Below are 22,483 nucleotides of genomic sequence, written 5' to 3' on the forward strand. Positions count from 1 at the left end.
GCTTGCAGGTGCAACGGCTAACGCGTCACTTTAACCGAAACAGGGGGGTGCGCAGAAATCGGGGACAATCCGGGGTTGCCCGGCGAACCGGGCTGACGTCGCGAGTGGCGAGCGGCCGGCCCGCCGGTTGCGCCTGTCGGCCGCCGCCAGTCGCTTGCCGCCCTTCGCCCGCTTCCCGGCAGGCGGGGCCCATAAACGGTAAAATGCGCACCCATGAAACCGGAAACTTGGCTGCCGCACGTCACGGTCGCGGCCATCGTCGAGCGTGACGGGCGCTTTCTCGTGGTAGAGGAACATACCGCCGACGGCCTGCGCCTGAACCAGCCCGCGGGCCATCTGGAGGCGGGCGAGACGCTCGTGGAAGCGGTGATCCGCGAAACGCTCGAGGAAACCGCGTACCCGTTCGCGCCCGAGGCGCTCGTGGGCATGTACATGACCCATTTCGGGCGGCCCGGCAGCGAGGGGGTCACCTACCTGCGCTTCACCTATTGCGGCACGGGCGGCCAAGCCGATCCGCACCGCACCCTCGACCCCGACATCGTCCGCACGTTGTGGATGAGCGCCGACGAATTGCGCGCCTGTCCCGAACGGCACCGCACGCCGCTCGTCATGCAATGTCTCGACGACTACCTCGCGGGCCGGCGTTTCCCGCTCGACTTCGTGCACACGCATTCGGTCGGGCCCAAACAGTAAACATCGCGATAGCCGTCACGAGCGGCCAACCCACGATCCATGAAGTCACGCAGCACCCAGTGAGCACCTTATGAGCAAGCAGAAAGTCGTAGTAGGCATGTCGGGCGGCGTCGATTCGTCGGTCACCGCGTGGCTGCTGAAGGAACAGGGCTACGAGGTGGTCGGCCTGTTCATGAAAAACTGGGAAGACGATGACGACAGCGAGTACTGCTCGACGCGGCAGGACTGGATCGACGTGGTGTCGGTGGCGGACCTGATCGGCATCGACGTCGAAGCGGTCAACTTCGCCTCCGAATACAAGGACCGCGTGTTCGCCGAATTCCTGCGCGAATACTCGGCGGCCCGCACGCCGAATCCGGACGTGCTCTGCAACGCCGAAATCAAGTTCAAGGCTTTCCTCGACCACGCCATGTCGCTCGGCGCGGAAACCATCGCGACCGGCCACTATGCGCGCGTGCGCGAGAACGACGGCCGCTTCGAACTGCTGAAGGCATTCGACCATACGAAAGATCAGTCGTACTTCCTGCATCGGTTGAATCAGGCGCAATTGTCCAAGACGCTGTTTCCGCTGGGCGAGATTCCGAAAACCAAAGTACGTGAAATCGCCGAACAGATCGCGCTGCCCAATGCGAAGAAGAAAGATTCGACCGGCATCTGCTTTATCGGCGAACGGCCGTTCCGCGATTTCCTGAACCGCTATCTTCCAACCAGGCCCGGCCCGATGAAAACCACCGACGGCAAGGTGGTCGGCGAGCACATCGGCCTCGCGTTCTACACGTTCGGCCAGCGCAAGGGCATCGGCCTCGGCGGCAGCAAGGACGGCAGCGGCGAGCCGTGGTTCGTGGCCGGCAAGGACATCCCGTCGAACACGCTGTATGTCGCGCAGGGTCACGATCACTCGTGGCTGCTCAGCCATACGCTGTCGGCGGGCAATACGAGCTGGGTGGCGGGCGCGCCGCCGGCTGACGGTTTCGCGTGCGGCGCGAAGACCCGTTACCGGCAAGCGGATGCACCGTGCACATTCAGCGCGGCGGGCGTGGACGACGGCCTCTTCGAACTGAATTTCGACGCGGCGCAATGGGCTGTCACACCGGGGCAATCCGCGGTGCTCTACGATGGCGACGTGTGCCTCGGCGGCGGCATCATCGAACATGCGGTCACCGGACAGCCGGTCGCGCGCCAGCCGCAAAAAGCGGCGCTGCTGGGCGCCCGTTGATCCATGCGTCCAATCGTGCGGCAACACGGCGTGTCGCCGCACGCGCTTCACTTTCACATTTCAACCTGCGCCGCGCGCGGCATCCGCGCGTTCATTGGCCAAGCCGTAGCTAGCTTCACCATAACAAGCAGTCGTTGGTTTTTCTTCGCGGCGGATTCCGTCTGCGCCGGCAGCGCTGGTGATCCGCCGTGACGATCCTCACTGCACTGGAGTCCCCATGTTTTCCCGACGTTATCTGGCCATGTGGTGCGCAGCCGCGCTGGTCGCCGTCTGCGCGGCATTCGCCGCGACACATCACATTGCATGGTTCTGGGTCATCGTGCCGCTCGCGCTGGTCGCGCTCGGCCTGTTCGACCTGACGCAGCAGCGCCACGCGATCCTGCGCAACTATCCGCTGTGGGGCCACTTCCGTTTCCTGTTCGAATTCATCCGCCCGGAGATCCGCCAGTATTTCGTCGAAGACGACACGGACGAAAAGCCGTTCTCGCGCGCCCAGCGCAGCATCGTCTATCAACGCGCGAAGAACGACGTCGACAGCCGCCCATACGGCACCGAGCTCGACGTCAAAGCCGTCGCGCACGAATGGATCAGCCACTCGCTCGCGCCGACCACGCTCGAGAATCACGACTTCCGCATCGTCGTCGGACCTGAGCGCGCGCAGCCCTATTCGATGTCGATCTTCAACGTCTCGGCGATGAGCTTCGGCTCGCTGTCGGCCAACGCGATCATGGCACTGAACCTCGGCGCGAAGAAAGGCAACTTCGCGCACGACACAGGTGAAGGCTCGATGTCGAAATATCACCGCGAGCATGGCGGCGACATCATCTGGGAAATTGCTTCGGGCTACTTCGGCTGCCGCAACGACGACGGCAGCTTCAGCGCGGAGAAATTCGCGAAGCAAGCCGCCGAGCCGCAAGTGAAGATGATCGAGGTGAAGCTCTCGCAAGGCGCGAAGCCGGGGCACGGCGGCGTGCTGCCGGCCGCCAAGATCACGCCGGAAATCGCGGAGACGCGTGGTGTGCCGATGGGCCGCGACTGCATCTCGCCGGCCACGCATTCCGAGTTCTCGACGCCGCGCGGCCTGCTCGAATTCGTCGACCGTCTGCGCACGCTCTCGGGTGGCAAGCCGACCGGCTTCAAGCTGTGCATCGGCCATCCGTGGGAATTCTTCGGCATTGCGAAGGCGATGCTGGAAACGGGCATCCTGCCGGACTTCATCGTCGTGGATGGCGCGGAAGGCGGCACCGGCGCGGCGCCGCTCGAATTCACCGACCATGTCGGCGTGCCGTTGCAGGAAGGTCTGCTGCTGGTGCATAACACCTTGGTGGGTATCGGCTTGCGGCAACGTATTCGCATCGGCGCGAGCGGCAAGATGATCACCGCGTTCGACATCACCAGGACGCTCGCGATCGGCGCGGATTGGGTCAACGCGGCGCGCGGCTTCATGTTCGCGGTGGGCTGCATTCAGGCGCAGACCTGTCACACGGGGCGCTGCCCGACCGGCGTCGCCACGCAAGACCCGGTGCGCCAGCGCGCGTTGGTGGTGCCGGACAAGGCCGACCGTGTCTTCAACTTCCATCACAACACGCTGCACGCGCTGAAGGAAATCATTCAGGCCGCGGGTCTGAAACATCCGGCGGAGCTGCGCGCGCATCACATCGTGCGGCGGGTGTCGTCGCATGAAGTGCGTTTGATGTCGGAGCTGCTGAAGTATCTTGAGCCGAACGATCTGCTTAAAGGCAACTATCGCTACTCGTTGTTCGAGAAGTACTGGCCGGTGGCGCAAAGCGATTCGTTCTCGCCGAAGATGGAGCTGGCGGCGACTTGAGCCGCCTGCCGAGGCGGCCCTACGACGCATGTTTATCGACGAAGGACCGCAGCATTAAGGCCCGCGACGACGAAAGGCTGCAGGCCGTAGACGCGTACCACCTGCCTTCTTGTATCCGCAAATGCCGTTTCTCAACCTCACGAGATGTCAGACTAGGCTGGAGGAGCCATGGACGCGGCCATGCCGACAAGTAGCAGAAGAGGTAGCGCCAGCAGCGCGACTGATTGCAGCAACTGGTGCCACCGACTTCCTTGAACCCCAGCCCTCAGGCCGACGAGCCACGTCAACAGAGTCAACGTTCCTATAATCCACAGAATATCAGCGGCCGCCCCATCAGACAGCGCGGCCGCGTAGCCCAATAACTGAGACCACGAAGTCAATTATTGAACTCCATGAAATTCCACCTGAACAGTTCAAAGTACTGAAGGTAATCGCTTTGCGTAGCACCCGTTCGATTGTTTTTATAGTCCCATTGTGACCCACTTGTCCTGGTGAATTGCCCCGTCTCCGTGGCCATTCCTGCATATGCAGTCTGGACCGGGTCGGCTGCACTTCGGCCGAAAAGCTTATTGAAGTACGTCACGGGTTTATGGATCGTCCAATCCGAATTGCCTTGATAAATAACAATTTGCGTATCTGACTTTTAAACCACCACTTGAACGTGATGAGCCCGTTTCCCAGATGCACGGCCTTTTGCGTCGAGCGCAAGACCAAGCAAATCGCCCGGAAGTAGCTCGGATGGGTCGGACAGGCGAATAGTGTTGATCCCGTTCCGCTGTACATCGGGCGCGCCAAAACTTGCCATCGCCATGGCAACGAATCCCCGAGAGGTTTGAGGATAATTCTCATGGTAGTCGGGGTCGTACATGTCCATGTTTCGATACTCTCGGACTCCATCCATGAGTTTCACCGGTAGACCGTGTTTCGAGGCGAATTGGCAAAGCAACTGCAAAGCAAAGTCTTCGCAAGTAAATTTTCGATCCGAGGCTCGCGCATTCTCCGCGAGTTGCGGTATGGCTGAACGATAGGCCTGAATCTCCGCATGGGTCCATTCGTTGGTGGTTTTCCAATAGACTTTCAGCTTGCACGTGTACGGAGACTCATCCTGCTTACGCGTTAGCGGCGCCCAAATAGATTCCCTCGAGCGGTTCATTGTCGTCCGCTCGCAGTAAGACGAACACCAATGCGCTGGCCCTCTCTTCCGGACATAAGGGGCGTCCGTCCGTTGCCGTCGGTTCTTACCAGCTTCGTCTGCGCATTTACATCTATCAGATGAACGCGAATTTCACTCACCGGCTCGCCGTTCTCGTCGACAAATCGAAAGTATCGGTCGAATACTTCGTCCTGAACTTTAGGGTTCTTTTCCAGCAATTTTCCATCCGGCGCGTAGCCCATTTGGGCCAGTTCCTGTGCGTCCATGGTCATGAACATGTCGTCGCGGGACGCTATCAGCGGCGGCGGCGGCTCACACTTGCACGCGCACCAGTCGCCCTCCAGGGCGACCTGCTTGCCGCCGCAGAGCGCCATCGGCAGATAAGGGATGATGTTGATAATTCGCCCCTCGGACTTGCATGACGGACAGTAAATCGGTGCGCCTTGATATGCGACAGGCCGGCCATCGTTCGCGGCTGACCTGTCTCCTTCAATCATGACAACGCCGCCCCGCGTCGTCTTGTCTCCCTCGAGAATTATGTTACGTCTCATGCCGCCTCTGCTCGTTAAGAACCCGGAATCGTGCTGCGACAAGGCAGCCCCCTTAACTTTGGCCGAAGTCGACTTTTCAGTTGTCAAAATTGGTCAACGCGAGAATCTAGTCACGCTTCGGAACCAGGCTCACACCATTCGCGACGCAATTCTAAAAAAGCGTGCTGGGGCGGACGCTTTCCCGCTCGATAAACATTTCGATTTCCCGCGCACGTTTGCCATCACAACGCACCTCGATTTCCGCCTCCCCAACGGCCCACCACCCCGACGACCCCGCAAAACGGACACCCCCCTCCCTTTCCGTTAAAATCTCCGGTTTAGCACTTCGCTCCACGGCCAGCCGGCGCGCTTCGGCGCTCACGGCGCGGCCCCATGCCCGAAAGGCACTTCATGCTCACGTTTCAGCAAATCATCCTGACCTTGCAGTCCTACTGGGACAAGCAGGGTTGCGCGTTGCTCCAGCCGATCGACATGGAAGTCGGCGCGGGCACGTCCCACGTCCATACCTTCCTGCGCGCGGTCGGCCCCGAGCCGTGGCGTGCGGCTTATGTGCAACCGTCGCGCCGCCCGAAAGACGGCCGCTATGGCGAGAACCCGAACCGTCTGCAGCACTACTACCAGTACCAGGTCGTGCTCAAGCCGGCGCCGGAAAACATCCTCGACCTGTACCTCGGCTCGCTCGAAGCGCTCGGCTTCGATCTGAAGCAGAACGACGTGCGCTTCGTCGAAGACGACTGGGAAAACCCCACGCTCGGCGCCTGGGGTCTGGGCTGGGAAGTGTGGCTGAACGGCATGGAAGTGACGCAGTTCACGTACTTCCAGCAGGTCGGCGGTCTGGACTGCAAGCCGGTGCTCGGCGAAATCACGTACGGGCTCGAACGTCTCGCCATGTATCTGCAGAAGGTCGAGAACGTCTACGACCTCGTCTGGACCGAGTGGGAAGAGCAAGGCCCGAACGGCCCGGAACTGCGTCGCCTGACTTATGGCGACGTGTACCACCAGAACGAAGTCGAACAGTCCACCTACAACTTCGAATACGCCAACGTCGAGTTGCTGTTCTCGATCTTCAACAGCTACGAAGCCGAAGCGAGGCGCATGATCGAAGCGCAGATCGCGCTGCCCGCCTATGAGCTGGTGCTGAAGGCCGGCCACACGTTCAACCTGCTCGACGCACGCGGCGCCATTTCAGTCACGGAACGCGCGGCGTATATCGGCCGCATTCGTGCGCTGTCGAAGCTGGTTGCGCAGGCTTACTACGATTCGCGCGAAAAGCTCGGCTTCCCGATGCTCGGCAATCCGGTGCACGGCGTGCCCGGCCTCACGACCGACGAACAGGACGCCGCGATGCCCGCCTGGGCGCCGCCGCTGAAAGTCGAACGCAAGATCGACCAGGACTGACGAGAACACCAAGAAATGACTCAACCCCATCAAGCTACCCTGCTCGTCGAACTGCTGACCGAAGAACTGCCGCCGAAAGCGCTCGCGCGTCTCGGCGACGCCTTCGCTGAAGGCATTGCGCAACGCCTCGCGGCGCGCGACCTGGTCGAAGGCGAACTGTCGTTCGAACGTTATGCCACGCCGCGCCGCCTCGCCGTCACGATCAAGAACGTGCGCGCGGTTGCGCCGGAAAAACACGTGCGCGAAAAAGTGCTGCCGGTTTCCGTCGCGTTGGATAAAGACGGCCAGCCCACCGCGCCGCTCGCCAAGAAACTCGCCGCGCTCGGCTTCCCCGACTTTTCGGTGAACGATCTGGAGCGCGCACAGGACGGCAAGGCCGAAGCCTTCTTCCTGCGTTATGCCGCGCCCGGCGCCACGCTCGCCGACGGCCTGCAAGGCGCGCTCGACGAAACGCTCACCAAGCTGCCTATCCCGAAGGTCATGACGTACCAGCGCCCGGACGGCACCAATGTGCAGTTCGTGCGTCCGGCGCAGCGCCTCACCGCGCTGCATGGCGAACAGATCGTGCCGGTGAGCGCGCTCGGCATCGACGCCGATGACACCACGCTCGGCCATCGTTTCCTCTCCGAAGGTTTCGTGCAGATCCAGCACGCGGACACGTACGCCGAAACGTTGCTGCACAAAGGCCACGTGGTGGCGAATTTCGCCGACCGCAAGGAAACCATCCGCACGCATCTGCTCGCGCAAGCCGACGGCGATCAGGTGGTGATGCCGGAGTCGCTGCTGGACGAAGTGACGTCGCTGGTCGAATGGCCGGTGGTCTACGCCTGCCGTTTCGAGGACGAATTCCTGCAAGTGCCGCAGGAATGCCTGATCCTCACCATGCAGACCAACCAGAAATACTTCGCGCTGACCGATGCGAACGGCAAGCTGCGCTCGCGCTTCCTGATCGTGTCGAACATCGAGACGTCCACGCCGGGCGATATCGTCGAAGGCAATGAGCGCGTGGTGCGTCCGCGTCTCGCCGACGCGAAGTTCTTCTTCGAGCAGGACAAGAAGAAGCCGCTCGCGGACCGCGTGCCGCTGCTCGCGAACGTGGTGTATCACAACAAGCTGGGCTCGGCGCTGCAACGCGTAGAGCGCGTCGAAGCGCTGGCCGGCGCGATCGCCGGACTGATCGGCGCGGACGTGGCGCTCGCGAAGCGCGCCGCGCGTCTGGCCAAGGCCGACCTGATCACCGACATGGTGGGCGAATTCCCCGAGCTGCAAGGCACGATGGGCACGTACTACGCGCGCCACGACGGCGAGCCGGAAGAAGTCGCGCTCGCGTGTTCGGAACACTATCAGCCGCGTTTCTCCGGCGACGCGTTGCCCACTACCGCAACCGGCACCGTCGTCGCGCTGGCCGACAAGCTCGAAACGCTGGTCGGCATCTGGGGCATCGGCCTGCAACCCACCGGCGAGAAAGACCCGTTCGCGTTGCGCCGTCACGCGCTCGGCGTGCTGCGCATTCTGGTCGAGAAGCAACTGCCGGTCGACCTGGTCGAACTGCTGCGTACCGCTTACGCGCAATTCGCCGCGCTGCCGAACGTCGCCGATTCGACGCAAGCCATCTACGAGTTCAGCATGGACCGCTTGCGCGGTCTGCTGCGCGAGCGCGGCTACGCTCCGGGCGAAATCGATGCAGTGCTGGCGCTGAACCCCACGCGCCTCGACGACATCGTCGCGCGTCTGGATGCGGTTCGTGAATTCGCGGCGTTGCCGGAAGCGGCTTCGCTTGCAGCGGCGAACAAGCGGATCTCGAACATCCTGAAGAAGTCCGATGGCGCGGCGACCGGCGGCGTGCAGGCTACGTTGCTCATCGAAGCAGCGGAAAAAGCCTTGCATGCGCAACTCGAACAGGTCGCGCCACGCGTGCAATCGCAACTGGCCGCACGCGACTACACCGGCGCGCTGACCGCGCTCGCCGCGTTGCGCGAACCGGTCGACACGTTCTTCAACGACGTGATGGTCAACGCCGAAGATCCGGCGTTGCGCGCCAACCGTCTGGCCTTGCTCGGCGCACTGCATCAGCAGATGAACTGCGTCGCCGATATTTCCCGAATCGCCGCCTGAGCCCCGCGCCATGCCAACCAAAAAAGTGGTGATCCTCGACCGCGACGGCGTGATCAACGTCGATTCCGACGCGTTCATCAAGTCGCCGGACGAATGGGTGGCACTGCCCGGTTCGCTCGAAGCCATCGCGCGTCTGAATCAGGCCGGCTATCGCGTGGCGATCGCCACCAACCAGTCGGGCATCGGCCGCGGCCTGTTCGATATGACCGCGCTCAACGCGATGCATCTGAAAATGCACCGCATGGCGGCGGCGGTCGGCGGACGCATCGACGCGGTGTTCTTCTGCCCGCACACGGCGGAAGATCATTGCGAATGTCGCAAGCCGAAGCCCGGCATGCTGAAGATGATCGCCGAGCGCTTCGAGGTCGACCCGGAAGATACGCCGGTAGTCGGCGACGCCATGCGCGATCTGCAAGCGGGCGCGTCGCTCGGTCATCCGACTCATCTGGTGCTGACCGGCAAGGGCCGCAAAACGCTCGAGGCCGGCGGCTTGCCCGAAGGCACGATCGTGCACGACGACCTGCGCGCTTTCGCGCTCGACTTCCTCGCCGACGCTCAAGAGTGACGCGCGCCACGCGCGTCCCCATCCCTCACTGACCACGCCGATGCGCTTCATCCGTTCTTTGCTTCTGCTGATCTACTTCGTTCTGTTCACGGTGCCGTACGCAACCGCATGCTTCATCGCGTTCCCGTTCATGCGCGCCGACAACCGCTACTGGATGGCCGCCGGCTGGTGCCGCGCGACGCTGCATACGGTGCGTTGGCTCAACGGTATCCGCTACAACATCGAAGGTTTCGAGAACCTGCCCAACGGTCCCGCCGTGCTGCTCTCCAAGCATCAATCTGCATGGGAAACGCTGGCGTTTCCGGCGCTGATGCCGCGGCCGCTGTGCTACGTGTTCAAGCGCGAGCTGCTGTACGTGCCGTTTTTCGGCTGGGCGCTCGGCATGCTGAAGATGGTTCATATCGATCGCAAGGAAGGCAAGTACGCGTTCGAATCGGTCATCAAGCAAGGCAAGGCGCGCATGGCGGAAGGCGCCTGGGTCATCATGTTTCCGGAAGGCACGCGCACGCCGACCGGCAAGCAAGGCAAGTACAAAACCGGCGGTGCGCGGTTCGCGACGGCCACCGGCGCACCGGTCGTGCCGATCGCGCACAACGCGGGACGTGTGTGGCCTCGCAACTCGTTTCTCAAATATGCGGGTATAGTCACAGTGTCGATCGGCAAGCCGATCGAGACGACGGGGCTCACGCCCGATGAAGTGAACACGCGCGTCGAACAGTGGATCGAAGCTGAAATGCGTCGCATCGATCCTACCGCGTACCGCGCGGCGGAAAGCAGTTCCGCCGCCGCACCAATCTGACGCGCCCACGCCCTCGAAGGCGTATTTGCGCGAAGCCGAATCCGATGCAGAAGTCTCCTACGCCGCAGCCCGCTGTGGCGCTCGATAACCGGCAACTCGATCTCCCGCTCTTCGCCGAGCCGGGGTCGACGTCGTCGTCTCCTTCACCGTCCGCACCAACACCTGGCGCTTTGCAGAGTTCGCCTGGCGGGCAGCAACCGGCCGTGCCGCTCGCGCCGGATGGCAGCAAACTGCGCAGCCTCGCGATCGGCTCGCGGACGCTCCATTACGTGCTCAAGCGTTCGGCGCGCCGCTCGATAGGCTTCGCGATCGACAGCACCGGTCTGACGATCACCGCACCGCGCTGGGTCACGCTCGCTGATATCGAAACCGCGATCACTGAAAAGCAGCGCTGGATTTTCACGAAGTTGATCGAGTGGCAAACGCGTGTCGAACAGCGCGCGTTGCCGAAGGTCGATTGGAAAGACGGCGCCGAAGTGCCGTATCTCGGTCAGCCCGTGCGCGTGAAACTCGGCGCGCCGCAAGGCACGCTCGCGTTCAGCGCGGAAGATGCGGCGCTGCAAGTGCCACTGCCATTGCAAGCGGATCCGCAGCAGATCAAGGATCGCGTGCAAGGCTGGCTGCAGGGAGAAGCGAAGCGTCTGTTCGGCGAGCGCCTCGCGATTTACGCTGAGAAACTGGGCGTGAACTATCGCGCGTATGCGCTCTCGTCAGCGGCGACGCGTTGGGGCAGTTGTTCGAGTGATGGCAAGATTCGCCTGAACTGGCGGCTGATTCACTTCCCGCTTTCCATCATCGATTACGTCGTCGCGCACGAACTCGCACATCTGCGTGAAATGAATCACAGCCCGCGCTTCTGGCAAACAGTCGAATCGATTTTTCCGGAATTCCGCGAAGCGCGCCAGACGTTGAAGTCGCATCCGCCGGAATTGCTGCCGACGCTCTAAGGCGTTGCTCGTGCCTTGAAACCGGCGCTTCAATTTCAATCTGAAGCGCCGGTTTGTCGCACACTGCCGCTCATTCCGAGCAGAACGTCTCCTGCAGATGACGCCAGGTCACCTTGCCGTGCGCGTCGAGATCCATCACCGCCGTGGAGCGCCGCACGTTCGCGTTGCCGGCGTGGTCGCGCTGATACTCGCGATATTTCACCACCGCCCCTGACGGATACTCCGCGACGATCTCCTTGTCGCGGATCGCGATGTGCGAGCCTGGGCGCGCGCCGTGCAGCTTTGAGAAAATCTCGCGCACGCCGGCGTGATCCAGTGCAACGCCCGACGTCATGACCAGCGTGAACTGCGGAGCAAAGCGCGCCATGATTCTTTGCAACGCGCCTTCGTCCGCGGAACCGTCGAACAGGGCTTCGATTTCGACGTGAATCTCGTCGAGTTCCTTGAAGTAGGGATTGATGTTATTCATCATCTGGCCTTGCCCTGCCGCCAGCCTTATTTCTTCTTCTGGATGAACTCGATCTTGTAGCCGTCCGGGTCCGTGACGAAGGCGATCACGGTCGTGCCGTGTTTCATCGGGCCGGCTTCGCGCACAACCGTACCGCCTTGTGCCTTGATCTTGTCACATGCGGCGTAGGCATCGTCTACTTCCACGGCGAGGTGGCCAAAGCCGGTGCCGAGGTCGTACGAGGGCGTGTCCCAGTTCTGGGTGAGTTCGAGAACGGTGCCGTTGCGTTCGTCTTCGTATCCGACGAATGCCAGCGTGAATTTGCCGTCCGGATAATCGTCGCGGCGCAGCAGTTTCATGCCGAGCAGTTCAGTGTAGAAGGCAATCGAACGGTCCAGGTCGCCGACCCGGAGCATGGTGTGAAGCAGGCGCATTGTGCACTCCCTGTTGCGTGGTAACGAGACCGTCAATGTACCCGGAATCGCGCGACGCTGCAGAGCGTGCCACCGGTGAATCAGTACTCAGAACTGATGTCGCACGCCTGCCATCAAGCCGATCTGCGAGCCTTTCTGCGCGAGTCCGACGCTGTTGACGCCCTGCAACTGCGCGCCGATCAGGCCGCCGCGGTACAGCGAATAATCCCCTTCCAGATAGACGTCCGTGCGTCTGGACAGGTTGTAGTCGGCCACGAGCTGGTACTGCCAGGCCGAGCCGTCCTGCGCGGCGGTCTTGCCGTCCTGCAACGTACGCCAGACGTTCGCGGCAAAATGCCACTTGTTGCTGACCTGTTGCGTGATGCCGCCCATGATCATGCGGCGCCGCGCAAAGTCCGTGTACTTGAGCGCCGCCAGCGCAGACGCGGTGAACGGCCCGTTGGCGAAGTTCGAAAAACCCGCATCGTTCTGATTGACGATGTAGCCGGCGGAAAAGCGCGTCAGATTCCATGTGTACGAGCCGCCGAAAGTCCATGTCTTCGCGGCCGCGCCGTTAACAGAATCTTTCGACTCTTCGTACGCGCCACCGACGCTGAACGGACCGCCTTCCGGTTTGTAAGCCGCGGCTGCGCCGATCTGGCTGCCGTAGGCATTGCCCGCGTTGCCGCCGAATGCGTAACCGGCCGCAAACGTGAAGCCGCTATATCTCGCCTGATATTGCACCTGGTTGCTGGTCCAGATGCCGCCCGTCATGGTGATTTCAGGTTGAAAGCTGAAGTCGTAGGGGATCCAGTAATTGCTGCCGTAACCGGCCACCGTGACGCCCTCGATCACAACGTTGTACTGACGGCCGAGAATGATCTGGCCGTAAGAATCCGAACGCACGCCGACTTGCGCTTCATTGAAAAACGGCAGCGTGGGATCGCTTTGGCCGGTGTTGATGTAGATGCGGTTTTCGAGTTTGAAGAAGGTAGACCAGCCGCCGCCCAGATCTTCGACGCCCTTCAGCCCCCAGCGGCTTTGCGTCATGCCGCCGGTGCCGAGTCCGATCGACGAGTCGCCGGCCTGGTTGACGTGAGTCAGATAGCGTACGCTTTCGTCGACTACGCCGTACAGCGTCACGCTGGATTGCGCATGCGCCATTTGCCCGCCCAACGACGCCAATGCCGCGGGCACCGCGGCCGCTGCCCACCTGCTTACGTTTTTCATATCTTCTCCTCGTACAGGCTCCGCGTCGCGCGGGTAGGGTTCGTCTGCGTTGAATGTCCTGACAAAACGTTAGTGGCTGAACCTTAGCGCGAAACGGCACCCATGCGAAATTAGTCTGTGGCACGTGTTGTTAGTCGGCAAAAAGCCTGCCGCCTTGCTTGCAGGCCGTAAGAAGCACGCGTAGGCGGTGGGGTCATCGGCTGGCGGCTCGGGCAGGTTTGATATCGTACGAGCTCTTCTCGCCGCCACTGACCCCATGAACACCACTGCCCTGCCCGCACGCCGCGCCCCGGATAGCTTCGCCATCCTGTTGATGATCGGACTGTGCGCGATCTGGGGTCTCCAGCAAGTCGCGATCAAGAGCACCAACACGGCGCTGCCGCCGGTCTTTCAGGCTGGGCTGCGTTCGGCGATCGCGGCGTTGCTGGTATGGGGCTGGGCGCGCTCACGCGGCACGCCGCTCTTTCGCGACGACGGCACCCTGGGTGCCGGCCTGCTTGCGGGCGTACTGTTCGCGGGCGAGTTCGTGTGTATTTTTCTCGGCCTGACGCTGACCAGCGCATCGCGCATGGCGGTCTTTCTTTACACTGCGCCGTGCTTCACGGCGCTCGGCCTGCACTGGTTCGTCGACGGCGAGCGCATGCGGCGGATCCAGTGGTTCGGCATCGTCGTGGCGTTCGCGGGCATGACCCTCGCCTTCGCGGACGGCTTCCTGCATGGCCACGCCGCGCGCGGCTCGTTGCTAACGGGTGCCGCCGGCGACGCGCTCGGCGTGCTGGCCGGCATTGCGTGGGCCGCGACCACCGTGGTGGTGCGCGCCACGCGCCTCGCTCAATCGAGCGCCAGCAAGACGCTGTTCTATCAACTGATGGTGTCGGCGGTGGTGCTGCTCGCGCTTGCGCTCGGACTCGGCCAGGCGCACGTGGCAACCGTCACGCCGCTGGCGGTGGCGAGCCTTGCGTATCAGGCGGTGGTCGTCGCGTTCGTCAGCTATCTGGTGTGGTTCTGGTTGCTGACGCGCTATATCGCGTCGCGCCTGTCGGTGTTCTCGTTCCTCACGCCGCTGTTCGGCGTGACCTTCGGTGTACTGCTGCTCGGCGAGTCATTCAGCGTGCGCTTTCTGATGGCCGCGGTCCTCGTGTTGACCGGCATCGCGCTAGTCAACGCACCGGCAAAGCGGGTGGCAATCTAGAGCCTGGGAGCGTCAGCGCTCAAGGTTCAAGGCTCAGGACTTAGGCTTTGGCCGCCACGATCTGCGCCACGCGCACGTATTCGGCCACCGGCACGTCTTCGGCGCGGCGTTGCAGATCGAAACCGAGCGCCTCGAAATCCACCGAATCGCGATACGCAGCAAGCGTGTTGCGCAACATCTTGCGACGCTGCGAGAACGCGGCCGTCACCACTTCGCCGAGCACGCGCTCGTCCACCGGCGCCAACTCATGCAGCTCGTACGGGATCATCCGCACGATCGCCGAATCGACTTTCGGCGGCGGGTTGAACGCTTCGGGCGGCACGTCGAGTTGCTTGTCGATCACATAGCGGTATTGCAGCATCACCGAGAGACGGCTGAACGCCTTGGTGCCCGGCTCCGCCACCATCCGCTCGACCACTTCGTTCTGCAACATGAAGTGCTGATCGATCACGCGATGCGCGAACGACGTCAGATGAAACAGCAGCGGGCTCGAAATGTTGTACGGCAGATTGCCGACAATGCGCAGCGACGCTTTCTCGCCAGGCGCGGCCAGCGAGCCGAAGTCGAACGCGAGCGCGTCGCCCGCATGCAGTTCGAGCAGGCCGCCGAATTTCGTCTTCAGACGGCCGATCAGATCGCGATCCAGTTCGACGGCGTGCAAGGGCGCTTCCGGCGTCGCCAGACGCTCGATCAGCGGCTCGGTGAGCGCGCCGAGGCCCGGCCCGATCTCGACCATGCGCTCGCCGCGTTGCGGCCGGATGACATCGACGATCGAATCGATCACGCCCATGTCGACCAGAAAATTCTGCCCGAAACGCTTGCGCGCGATATGGCCTTGGTGCCGGCCCTGTTGCTGTCTGCTGGTGGACATCGAAGAAACGCTAAGAAAGAGAACGGCTTAAGAAAAGGAACTTGCCGAGCGGCGCGCGCTTTTCGGCGGCGCTCGCCAGGCGGCATCCGCCACTAGCGGCGGCGTATATGCAAAAAGCAGCCAGCCGCGCGGCGGCGCCGAATCAGCCCGCGCGGCGGTGTTGCGCCATCGACACCGCCGTGTCGATCGCGGCGATCAGGCTGCCCGCGTCGGCACGGCCCGTGCCGGCCAGATCGAGGGCGGTGCCGTGATCGACCGAGGTGCGGATGATCGGCAAACCGAGCGTGACGTTGATGCCTTCACCGAACGTGGCGTATTTCAAAACTGGCAGGCCCTGGTCGTGGAACATGGCCAGCACGCAATCGGCCTCATCCAGATAGCGCGGCTGGAACAGCGTGTCGGCCGGATACGGACCGCGCGCGTCGATGCCTTGAGCGTCGGCGAGCTTCAGCGCCGGCGTGATGACCTCGATTTCCTCGCGGCCCAGATAACCGTTTTCGCCCGCGTGCGGGTTCAGCCCCGTCACGAGGATGCGCGGCGCCGGCAATCCGAAGTGGTGCCGCAAATCGTGATCGATGATGCGCAGCGTCTCGAGAATGCCTTCGATGGAAAGCGCGGCGGAGACATCTTTGAGCGGCAGATGCGTGGTCGCCAGTGCGACGCGCAACGGCCGCTTGCCGGTGCCGGCCAGCATCATCACCACCTGCGGCGTGTGCGTACGCTCGGCCAGATATTCGGTGTGGCCGGTGAACGGCACGCCGGCGTCGTTGATGGTGCTCTTTTGCAGCGGCGCGGTGACGATCGCGTCGAACGTGCCGGCCACCGCGCCGTCGATCGCGATGTCGAGCAGATCGAGCACGTAGCGGCCGTTGGCCGCGTTGAGCTTGCCCGCGACAGCCGGCGCCCCGAGCGGCCGGTGTTGCAGGCGCACGCGCTTGCCGTCCGCCACCAGTGCGCTCCAGTCGACACCCACGGCCTGCGCGCGTGCCGCGAGCAGATCCGCGTCCCCCAGCACGATGAACTGCGCGTGGGGCCAATGCGCCGCCGCGCCGGCCAGTGCCTGCGCCGTCAATTCGGGGCCGACGCCGGCAGGCTCGCCGGTCGTGATCGCGATCTGCAACGGTGGGCGGGCGGACTGGGTGGCGCTTGTCATGACGGTTATTGCGTGCTCGACAGTGTAGGCTTCACTTCCACGTATGCAGTATCGCGCAGTTCGCGCAACCAGTCCGCGTAAGCCTGTTCCGCCTTGCGTTGACCGATGGCCTGGCGCGCCAGATCCATCTGCTGCGAGACCGAACCTTCCGATTCGCGGCGGCCCAAGACCTGAATCAGGTGGTAGCCGTATTCGCTGCGGACCGGGTCGCTGATCTGGCCGTCCTGCAGGCCGTTCATGGCGCGCTCGAATTCCGGCACGGTCTCGCCCGGGCTGATCCAGCCGAGGTCGCCGCCTTGCGACGACGAACCGTCTTGCGAATACGTGTGCGCGAATTTCGCGAAGTCGCCGCCCGCGGCAATCTCGTTCTTGATTTCGAGCAGCTTCTGACGCGCCTGCGGTTCCGACATGCCGTCGCCGACGCGCAGCAGAATGTGACGCACGTGCGTTTGCACGAGCTTCGGCGCATCCGAGCTGGTGCCCTGACCCGCGCGGCGATCGACCAGACGCACGATTTCAAAGCCGTCGCTGGTGCGGATCAGATCCGGATTGACTTCGCCGGGACGCATCGTCGAAGCGGCCTTGACGAATTCAGGCGGCAGCTTGGCCGGTGAAGCGAAACCCGTATCGCCGCCTTTCGATGCATCCGGCGCCTGCGAATTGGCCTTCGCCAGCTTTTCGAAATTGGCGCCGCCCTTGGCTTCGGCGAGCAGCGCCTGCGCCTTCTGCTGCGCCGCTTCGATATCCGTCTCCGACGCGTTCAGCGGCGCCTTGATGAAAATGTGCTGCAGATGCAGGTCGCTCGTCAGGCCGGCGTTCGGGCCGCGCTGACTGGCGATGTAGTTCGCGACTTCCGCGTCCGACACGGTGACCTTGCTGTCCACTTCCTTCTCGCGCAGACGCGAAAGCGTCAGCTCGGTACGCGCGTCGCTGGTGAACGTGCTCCAGGGCACGCCTTGCGCCTCGATGCGCGAGCGGTACACGTCGAGCGTCAGGTTGTTCGCCGCAGCAAGCCGTTCGAGCGTTTTCTGCACGGTGGCGTCGTCGATGTTGATGTTGTCTTCTTTTGCCTTCTGCAACTGGATGCGTTCCAGCACCATCTGGTTGAGCACCTGCTGGCGCAGCTGGTCCATCGGCGGGACCGGCGCGTTCTGCTGGTTCAGGCGGCGGGTGATCAGGCCCATGCGATCGTCGAGTTCGCGCCGCGTAATGACACCGTTGTTGACCACTGCGGCAATGGTGTCGACCGTCTGGCCGCTACTGCCGCCCAGCGCCTGCGCCTGCACCGGCGCAATCGACAGGAAAGACGCCGCGGCGGCCAGACCGGCCGCAAGCGTTGCCAAGCGAAGCTTTTTCATGATTGCCACAGATACTCCAATGATGTCGGGCGCGCCTGGCCCGTCTTTTTCGCACTTTATGAATGATCGGGCGAGCGTCATTCGTAGTTGATGAAACGGGATTCCGGCGGCGGCGGCGGCGGCAACGGCGTGTAGCCCGCCACGCTGGCGCGGAATGCGCTCATCAAGCCGTTGTCGACGCTCGACAAGCCCTTGAACGTCAACTGCGCGAGGAACCGCGTGCTCGACTGATTCTGCCCCGAGGTGTTCAGACCGTTCGCGTAGCGCTGGATCCCGGCGCCGAGCGTCCAGCAGTCAGCGTCGTACTGCAGGCCGACCAGACCGTCGACGATCCGATGGCCGCCCAGGTCGTAGTTGAAACGGCCCACACCGTATACCCGGTGCGTGAGCGGCCATTGGCCCGAAATCAACACCTGATTGATCGGCTGGTTGTCCAGCGTGGTGTTCGCGCGGGTGTAGCGGTACGCGACGTTGATCACCTTGCCGGTGGCCGGACTGAACCCGAAGCCGACGCTCGTCTTCGTCAACTGGTTGTTGTCGGCATTATATTGGAACGCCGTTTCCGAAGCGAAACCAGCGCCGAGCTTGACCGAAGCCCCCGCGATCAGGTCCGAATGCGTGACCTGCGCGCTGGTCTGCGTAGGCTGCAATGTGACGCGCTGGTCCTGGAAGTAGTACTGCTGCGCGATCACGAATCGCGCCCGCTCGTCGCCCGTCGCCGCGTTGATGAAGCGCGTGGTGAGAGCGGCCGTCAGACGGTTCGCGTCGGCGATCCGGTCGTTACCGACGAAAGTGTTCGGCGTGAAGATCTCCGCCAGCCCGAAGTCGGAATCGGCGGTGTCGAACAGCGGCGCGGATTCCTGATTGCGGAACGGCGTGTACACGTAGTACAGGCGCGGCTCCAGCGTCTGGATGTAATCCTCGCCGAAGATGCGCACCGAGCGGTCGAAGATCAGGCCCGTGTCGAACGTGAACGTCGGGATCGATTCGGTGAAGTTCTTCGGCGTGCCGACCGGCACGTCGTCGCCGATATTGCGCAGGTTGTACGACGCAAAGTGCCACTGCACCTTTGGCGTGACGAAGTAACCCGGCCCGACCACCGAATACGAGAGGTACGGGTTGAACATCACCCGCTGACCTTCGGTCATGTCCGCGGTGGTGATGCGGAAATTCGTGTAGTCCGCTTCCGCGCCGTAGTCGAAGCCGCCGACGTTGTACTTCGCGTACTTCACGTTCAACTGCGGCTCGCGGCCGTAAGGCGCAATGGACGGCGTGAGCGTCTGCCAGTGCTGTTCACGCGCGAGCACCGACCACGGGCCGTTGTTATAGGTCAACCCGGCTTCCTGTTGATACAGGAGCTGGGTGCCGTTCATGAACTGACTGACCGACGACGACAGGTCTTCCGGATACGTGTTGTCCGAGACCTTGTTGTAGTAGATGTAGCCGCCGAACCCGTTGCCGAAGTTCTGGTTGTGCTGGATGTACAGCGCGTAGCGGTTGGTCTTGGTCAGATGGTCGTCCGGCAGGAACTCGCCGGTGATCGAACCGGAATACGTGGGCGACAGATAACGGAACGTGGACTGCAACTGCACGCCGCGCTTGGAGATCAGACGCGGCGTAACCGTCAGATCGCGATTCGGCGCGATGTTGAAGTAATACGGCACCGACAGTTCGAAACCGTTCGTCGAACTCAGCGAGAACGTGGGCGGCAGAATCCCGCTGCGCCGCTGGCCCGAGAGCGGGAACGACAACCAGGGCGAGGCGAACACCGGCACGCCCTGGAAGAACAGCACGCCGTTGTGGGCGACGCCTTCGTCCGCGCCGGTGTCGAAATCGAACTCGCTGCCCCTGATGTACCAGGCCGGATCGTCCGCGCACGCGCAAGCCGTGTAGGTGCCCTTCGTGAAGACCGAGCGCTCGTTGTCGAGCAGGTCGACGCGCTCCGCGCTGCCCGAACCGCCCGTCATGTTGAAGTGGTACTTCGGCGCCGTCATGAAGCCTTCGCTCGAATCCACGCGCATGTGCGCTTCCGGTCCGACGAACGAGCTGCCGTTGTTGTCCACGTGGACCTGGCCGTACGCGTCGGCCATGTCCGTATCCTGGTCGTAATGCAGCGCATCGGCCTTGATCACGACCGTATTGCGGCGCACCTCGGCCGAGCCCTTGGCGGCCATGTCCTGGTCGGTGGTGCCGGTGGTCGTGTCGCCGAGCACGAACGTGGCCGGCTTCTGACCCGCCTTCAGCGGATGTTCTTCCAGCTGCGGCGCAAGCTGCATGCCCCACGGAGCGTCGATAGGTTGCGGCTGCGCGGCTTCCCCCACCAGCTGGGCGTGCGCAAGCGCGGGCATCAGGCCCGGAACGGCGATCAACGCCGCGACGAGCCGCCTTTTGCGCGGCACAACGGCACAAGAGGGAGTCGTTTGGGAAAGCTGTCTAGGCGGCATGTATCGTTTGGCGAATCGGCTCGTCCGTCAGCATCTGCAGTCACGGTCCACCGCCTGCACACCCCGACCGTGACAGTCGGCTGCACATCAATATTTACAATCTGTCGAACGATGAGGCGGGCGGTAAAGCGGAATACGCGAAAGCTGGCGTGAGCCGCGTCAAAAAAGTCGTGGGGTATTATATGGCAAGACGTTGCCCCTCTGAATTTGCCGCCGGTTTTCATGACGCTGCCCCCAATCCAAGACTCCACCGATACCCGTCTCGACCTGCTCAAAGCCTGGCTGAAAGGCCACGCGGCGCGCCATGCGCTCGAGCTCGACACCCTTGTCCCGGCTTCGTCCGACGCCAGTTTTCGCCGCTATTTCCGCCTCGCCGGTAAGGCGGCGGAAGGCGAAAGCAGCGGCACGCTGATCGCCGTCGATGCACCGCCGCCCGAAAAGTGCCGCGAATTCGTCCAGGTCGCGCAGTTGCTCGCGGCCGCCGGGGTAAACGTGCCGCGTGTGCTGGAGGTCGATTTCGAGGCCGGCTTCATGCTCGTCACCGATCTGGGCACGGCTTCGTACCTCGGCGCGCTGACCGAAGCGCAACACGCGGACGACCCGCGCCGCGCCCGCACGCTGATGCGCGACGCGCTCGACGCGCTGATCCGCTGGCAACTCACCTCCCGCGAAGATGTGCTGCCGCCGTTCGACGAAGCCTTCCTGCGCCGCGAGATGGAGTTGATGCCGGAGTGGTTCCTCGGCCGGCATCTGGGCCACGGGGTGGACGAAAAAGTCCGTAACGTGCTGGATCGCACGTTCGCGCTGCTGGTCGCGAGCGCCCGCGCGCAGCCGCAGGTGTTCATGCTGCGGGACTTCATGCCGCGCAATCTGATGATCGCCGCCGCGCCGAATCCAGTGAACCCCGGCGTGCTGGACTTCCAGGACGCGGTGTACGGCCCGATCACCTACGACGTCGCCTCGCTGTTGCGTGACGCGTTCCTGAGTTGGGACGAGGAGTTCGAGCTGGATTGCTTCGTGTACTACTGGGAGCGGGCGAAAAAAGCCGGCCTGCCGGTCGATCCCGATTTCGGCGAGTTCTACCGCCAGATCGAATGGATGGGTCTGCAACGGCACATCAAGGTGCTCGGTCTCTTCTGCCGGATCAACTACCGCGACGGCAAACCACACTACATGAAGGATCTGCCGCGTTTCATCGGCTACGCGCGCAAGGTTGCTGAACGCTATGCACCGCTGCGTCCGTTCGCGAAGCTCCTCGACGATCTCGAAGGCCGCGCGAACGAAGTCGGCTACACCTTCTGACCGATGACGATGTCCCTGAAGAAAGCGATGATTTTCGCCGCGGGCCGCGGCGAGCGCATGCGTCCGTTAACCGATACGTGCCCCAAGCCTTTGCTCGACGTGGGCGGCAAGCCGCTGATCGTCTGGCAGATTGAACGGCTCGCGCAGGCGGGCTTTCGAACCATTGTGATCAACTACGCGTGGCTCGGTGAACAGATCGAAGCCACCCTTGGCGACGGCTCGCGCTGGCAAGTCCAGTTGCGCTACTCGGCCGAGCGCGAGGCGCTGGAGACGGCGGGCGGCATCGTGCAGGCGTTGCCGCTGCTCGAGGATGACGGCGCGAGCGAAGTGTTCGTCGCGGTCAGCGGCGACGTGTACGCGGATTTCGATTACGCCACGTTGAACGCGCGCGCCGAAAAGTTGCAAGCCTTGCCCGAGCCGGGCATGCATCTGGTGATGGTGCCGAACCCGGCGTTTCATCCAAACGGCGACTTTGCGTTAAGGGACGACGGCGCGTTGTCGCTCGATGCGCAGCCGCGCTTCACGTTCGGCAATATCGGTCTCTACGACACGCGCATGTTTCGTAACCTGCCGAGCGGCACGCGGCGCGCGCTCACGCCGTACTATCGCGATACGATTGCACGCGGTCTCGCGAGCGGCGAGTTGTACGAGGGCTTGTGGGAGAACGTCGGCACGCCGGCGCAGTTGGGCGAACTGGATCAGCGTTTGCGCGTGTCAGACGGCAAGCGCTAGGCGTTCGGAGTTCGGTGCCAGGCGTTTGGCGTTTGGCGTTTGGCGTTTGGCGTTTGGCGTTTGGCGTTTGGCGTT

20 protein-coding genes are annotated in these 22,483 nt (G+C 62.9%); 11 read left to right on the plus strand and 9 right to left on the minus strand.

Annotation, left to right across the window (positions count from 1 at the left end; genetic code table 11):
* Window positions 1-213 precede the first annotated feature (213 nt).
* The 3 genes from RI103_RS16870 to RI103_RS16880 all read left to right on the plus strand — a co-directional run bounded on the left by RI103_RS16870 (window position 214) and on the right by RI103_RS16880 (window position 3,737).
* A complete protein-coding gene (locus RI103_RS16870) occupies window positions 214-693 on the plus strand; it encodes an NUDIX hydrolase (RefSeq protein WP_310813052.1) in 480 nt (159 codons plus the stop codon).
* A gap of 70 nt (window positions 694-763) precedes the next feature.
* Window positions 764-1,909 (plus strand): tRNA 2-thiouridine(34) synthase MnmA, encoded by a 1,146-nt coding sequence (gene mnmA / locus RI103_RS16875; protein ID WP_310813053.1) that lies wholly within the window; start codon window positions 764-766, stop codon window positions 1,907-1,909.
* Window positions 1,910-2,126: 217 nt separating this feature from the next.
* Entirely contained in the window at window positions 2,127-3,737 is a 1,611-nt protein-coding gene (locus tag RI103_RS16880) for an FMN-binding glutamate synthase family protein (RefSeq protein WP_310813054.1), read from the plus strand.
* A 643-nt stretch (window positions 3,738-4,380) separates the two neighbouring features.
* Here the strand turns inward: RI103_RS16880 and RI103_RS16885 are convergent.
* Together RI103_RS16885 and RI103_RS16890 are read right to left on the minus strand one after the other, a co-directional pair.
* The gene (locus RI103_RS16885) at window positions 4,381-4,890 is read right to left on the minus strand and encodes a hypothetical protein (protein WP_310813055.1); all 510 of its coding nucleotides are present in this window, start codon (window positions 4,888-4,890) and stop codon (window positions 4,381-4,383) included.
* Window positions 4,887-5,387, minus strand: coding sequence for a PAAR domain-containing protein (locus RI103_RS16890; protein ID WP_310813056.1), 501 nt, complete (start codon window positions 5,385-5,387; stop codon window positions 4,887-4,889). Before RI103_RS16890 ends, RI103_RS16885 begins: the two co-directional genes overlap by 4 nt.
* A 444-nt stretch (window positions 5,388-5,831) precedes the next feature.
* On the opposite strand from RI103_RS16890, the gene glyQ reads away from it, so the two are divergent.
* Genes glyQ through RI103_RS16915 form a run of 5 tightly spaced genes read left to right on the plus strand, consistent with a single transcriptional unit; the run spans window position 5,832 to window position 11,265 of the window.
* Complete coding sequence (gene glyQ, locus RI103_RS16895; RefSeq protein WP_310815264.1) at window positions 5,832-6,839, plus strand: glycine--tRNA ligase subunit alpha; 1,008 nt, start codon at window positions 5,832-5,834, stop codon at window positions 6,837-6,839.
* A gap of 15 nt (window positions 6,840-6,854) precedes the next feature.
* Window positions 6,855-8,954 carry a glycine--tRNA ligase subunit beta gene (gene glyS / locus RI103_RS16900; RefSeq protein ID WP_310813057.1) on the plus strand — a complete coding sequence of 700 codons (2,100 nt, stop codon included), beginning with the start codon at window positions 6,855-6,857 and terminating at the stop codon, window positions 8,952-8,954.
* A gap of 10 nt (window positions 8,955-8,964) precedes the next feature.
* On the plus strand, window positions 8,965-9,519 hold the full coding sequence (gene gmhB, locus RI103_RS16905) for a D-glycero-beta-D-manno-heptose 1,7-bisphosphate 7-phosphatase (RefSeq protein ID WP_310813058.1): 555 nt from the start codon (window positions 8,965-8,967) through the stop codon (window positions 9,517-9,519).
* A 40-nt stretch (window positions 9,520-9,559) separates the two neighbouring features.
* Window positions 9,560-10,318, plus strand: coding sequence for a 1-acyl-sn-glycerol-3-phosphate acyltransferase (locus RI103_RS16910; protein WP_134457125.1), 759 nt, complete (start codon window positions 9,560-9,562; stop codon window positions 10,316-10,318).
* 44 nt (window positions 10,319-10,362) lie between these two features.
* Window positions 10,363-11,265: a SprT family zinc-dependent metalloprotease gene (locus RI103_RS16915; protein WP_310813059.1), complete on the plus strand. Its 903-nt coding sequence runs from the start codon at window positions 10,363-10,365 to the stop codon at window positions 11,263-11,265.
* Between the two features lie 70 nt (window positions 11,266-11,335).
* Here the strand turns inward: RI103_RS16915 and RI103_RS16920 are convergent, their stop codons facing one another.
* The 3 genes from RI103_RS16920 to RI103_RS16930 all read right to left on the minus strand — a co-directional run bounded on the left by RI103_RS16920 (window position 11,336) and on the right by RI103_RS16930 (window position 13,356).
* Window positions 11,336-11,737: a hypothetical protein gene (locus tag RI103_RS16920; protein ID WP_310813060.1), complete on the minus strand. Its 402-nt coding sequence runs from the start codon at window positions 11,735-11,737 to the stop codon at window positions 11,336-11,338.
* Window positions 11,738-11,760: 23 nt separating this feature from the next.
* Complete coding sequence (gene gloA, locus RI103_RS16925) at window positions 11,761-12,147, minus strand: lactoylglutathione lyase (RefSeq protein ID WP_310813061.1); 387 nt, start codon at window positions 12,145-12,147, stop codon at window positions 11,761-11,763.
* Between the two features lie 87 nt (window positions 12,148-12,234).
* The gene (locus RI103_RS16930; protein WP_310813062.1) at window positions 12,235-13,356 is read right to left on the minus strand and encodes a porin; all 1,122 of its coding nucleotides are present in this window, start codon (window positions 13,354-13,356) and stop codon (window positions 12,235-12,237) included.
* Between the two features lie 256 nt (window positions 13,357-13,612).
* On the opposite strand from RI103_RS16930, the gene RI103_RS16935 reads away from it, so the two are divergent.
* Complete coding sequence (locus RI103_RS16935; protein ID WP_310813063.1) at window positions 13,613-14,548, plus strand: DMT family transporter; 936 nt, start codon at window positions 13,613-13,615, stop codon at window positions 14,546-14,548.
* A gap of 40 nt (window positions 14,549-14,588) precedes the next feature.
* On the opposite strand, the gene rsmA is transcribed toward RI103_RS16935, so the two are convergent.
* The 4 genes from rsmA to RI103_RS16955 all read right to left on the minus strand — a co-directional run bounded on the left by rsmA (window position 14,589) and on the right by RI103_RS16955 (window position 20,374).
* Window positions 14,589-15,419, minus strand: coding sequence for a 16S rRNA (adenine(1518)-N(6)/adenine(1519)-N(6))-dimethyltransferase RsmA (rsmA, locus tag RI103_RS16940; protein ID WP_310813064.1), 831 nt, complete (start codon window positions 15,417-15,419; stop codon window positions 14,589-14,591).
* A gap of 142 nt (window positions 15,420-15,561) precedes the next feature.
* Window positions 15,562-16,572, minus strand: a complete 1,011-nt coding sequence (pdxA, locus tag RI103_RS16945; protein WP_310813065.1) for a 4-hydroxythreonine-4-phosphate dehydrogenase PdxA — start codon at window positions 16,570-16,572, stop codon at window positions 15,562-15,564.
* 5 nt (window positions 16,573-16,577) lie between these two features.
* Window positions 16,578-17,939, minus strand: a complete 1,362-nt coding sequence (locus RI103_RS16950) for a peptidylprolyl isomerase (RefSeq protein WP_310813066.1) — start codon at window positions 17,937-17,939, stop codon at window positions 16,578-16,580.
* A 68-nt stretch (window positions 17,940-18,007) separates the two neighbouring features.
* Window positions 18,008-20,374 (minus strand): LPS-assembly protein LptD, encoded by a 2,367-nt coding sequence (locus tag RI103_RS16955; protein ID WP_310813067.1) that lies wholly within the window; start codon window positions 20,372-20,374, stop codon window positions 18,008-18,010.
* Window positions 20,375-20,596: 222 nt separating this feature from the next.
* Between RI103_RS16955 and RI103_RS16960 the strand changes: the two genes are divergently transcribed.
* Together RI103_RS16960 and murU are read left to right on the plus strand one after the other, a co-directional pair.
* Window positions 20,597-21,676: a phosphotransferase gene (locus RI103_RS16960; RefSeq protein ID WP_310813068.1), complete on the plus strand. Its 1,080-nt coding sequence runs from the start codon at window positions 20,597-20,599 to the stop codon at window positions 21,674-21,676.
* A 3-nt stretch (window positions 21,677-21,679) separates the two neighbouring features.
* Window positions 21,680-22,408, plus strand: a complete 729-nt coding sequence (gene murU / locus RI103_RS16965; protein WP_310813069.1) for an N-acetylmuramate alpha-1-phosphate uridylyltransferase MurU — start codon at window positions 21,680-21,682, stop codon at window positions 22,406-22,408.
* The last annotated feature ends 75 nt before the right edge of the window (window positions 22,409-22,483 follow it).

It is taken from the genome of Paraburkholderia sp. FT54, assembly GCF_031585635.1.
Lineage (GTDB): Bacteria > Pseudomonadota > Gammaproteobacteria > Burkholderiales > Burkholderiaceae > Paraburkholderia.

What these genes read in the sequence shown, in the direction of transcription:
- RI103_RS16870 (WP_310813052.1), top strand. Translation starts at nt 214, where the DNA reads ATGAAACCGGAAACTTGGCTGCCGCACGTCACGGTCGCGGCCATCGTC.
- mnmA (WP_310813053.1), top strand. Translation starts at nt 764, where the DNA reads ATGAGCAAGCAGAAAGTCGTAGTAGGCATGTCGGGCGGCGTCGATTCG.
- RI103_RS16880 (WP_310813054.1), top strand. Translation starts at nt 2,127, where the DNA reads ATGTTTTCCCGACGTTATCTGGCCATGTGGTGCGCAGCCGCGCTGGTC.
- RI103_RS16885 (WP_310813055.1), bottom strand. Translation starts at nt 4,890, where the DNA reads ATGAACCGCTCGAGGGAATCTATTTGGGCGCCGCTAACGCGTAAGCAG.
- RI103_RS16890 (WP_310813056.1), bottom strand. Translation starts at nt 5,387, where the DNA reads ATGATTGAAGGAGACAGGTCAGCCGCGAACGATGGCCGGCCTGTCGCA.
- glyQ (WP_310815264.1), top strand. Translation starts at nt 5,832, where the DNA reads ATGCTCACGTTTCAGCAAATCATCCTGACCTTGCAGTCCTACTGGGAC.
- glyS (WP_310813057.1), top strand. Translation starts at nt 6,855, where the DNA reads ATGACTCAACCCCATCAAGCTACCCTGCTCGTCGAACTGCTGACCGAA.
- gmhB (WP_310813058.1), top strand. Translation starts at nt 8,965, where the DNA reads ATGCCAACCAAAAAAGTGGTGATCCTCGACCGCGACGGCGTGATCAAC.
- RI103_RS16910 (WP_134457125.1), top strand. Translation starts at nt 9,560, where the DNA reads ATGCGCTTCATCCGTTCTTTGCTTCTGCTGATCTACTTCGTTCTGTTC.
- RI103_RS16915 (WP_310813059.1), top strand. Translation starts at nt 10,363, where the DNA reads ATGCAGAAGTCTCCTACGCCGCAGCCCGCTGTGGCGCTCGATAACCGG.
- RI103_RS16920 (WP_310813060.1), bottom strand. Translation starts at nt 11,737, where the DNA reads ATGATGAATAACATCAATCCCTACTTCAAGGAACTCGACGAGATTCAC.
- gloA (WP_310813061.1), bottom strand. Translation starts at nt 12,147, where the DNA reads ATGCGCCTGCTTCACACCATGCTCCGGGTCGGCGACCTGGACCGTTCG.
- RI103_RS16930 (WP_310813062.1), bottom strand. Translation starts at nt 13,356, where the DNA reads ATGAAAAACGTAAGCAGGTGGGCAGCGGCCGCGGTGCCCGCGGCATTG.
- RI103_RS16935 (WP_310813063.1), top strand. Translation starts at nt 13,613, where the DNA reads ATGAACACCACTGCCCTGCCCGCACGCCGCGCCCCGGATAGCTTCGCC.
- rsmA (WP_310813064.1), bottom strand. Translation starts at nt 15,419, where the DNA reads ATGTCCACCAGCAGACAGCAACAGGGCCGGCACCAAGGCCATATCGCG.
- pdxA (WP_310813065.1), bottom strand. Translation starts at nt 16,572, where the DNA reads ATGACAAGCGCCACCCAGTCCGCCCGCCCACCGTTGCAGATCGCGATC.
- RI103_RS16955 (WP_310813067.1), bottom strand. Translation starts at nt 20,374, where the DNA reads ATGCCGCCTAGACAGCTTTCCCAAACGACTCCCTCTTGTGCCGTTGTG.
- RI103_RS16960 (WP_310813068.1), top strand. Translation starts at nt 20,597, where the DNA reads ATGACGCTGCCCCCAATCCAAGACTCCACCGATACCCGTCTCGACCTG.
- murU (WP_310813069.1), top strand. Translation starts at nt 21,680, where the DNA reads ATGACGATGTCCCTGAAGAAAGCGATGATTTTCGCCGCGGGCCGCGGC.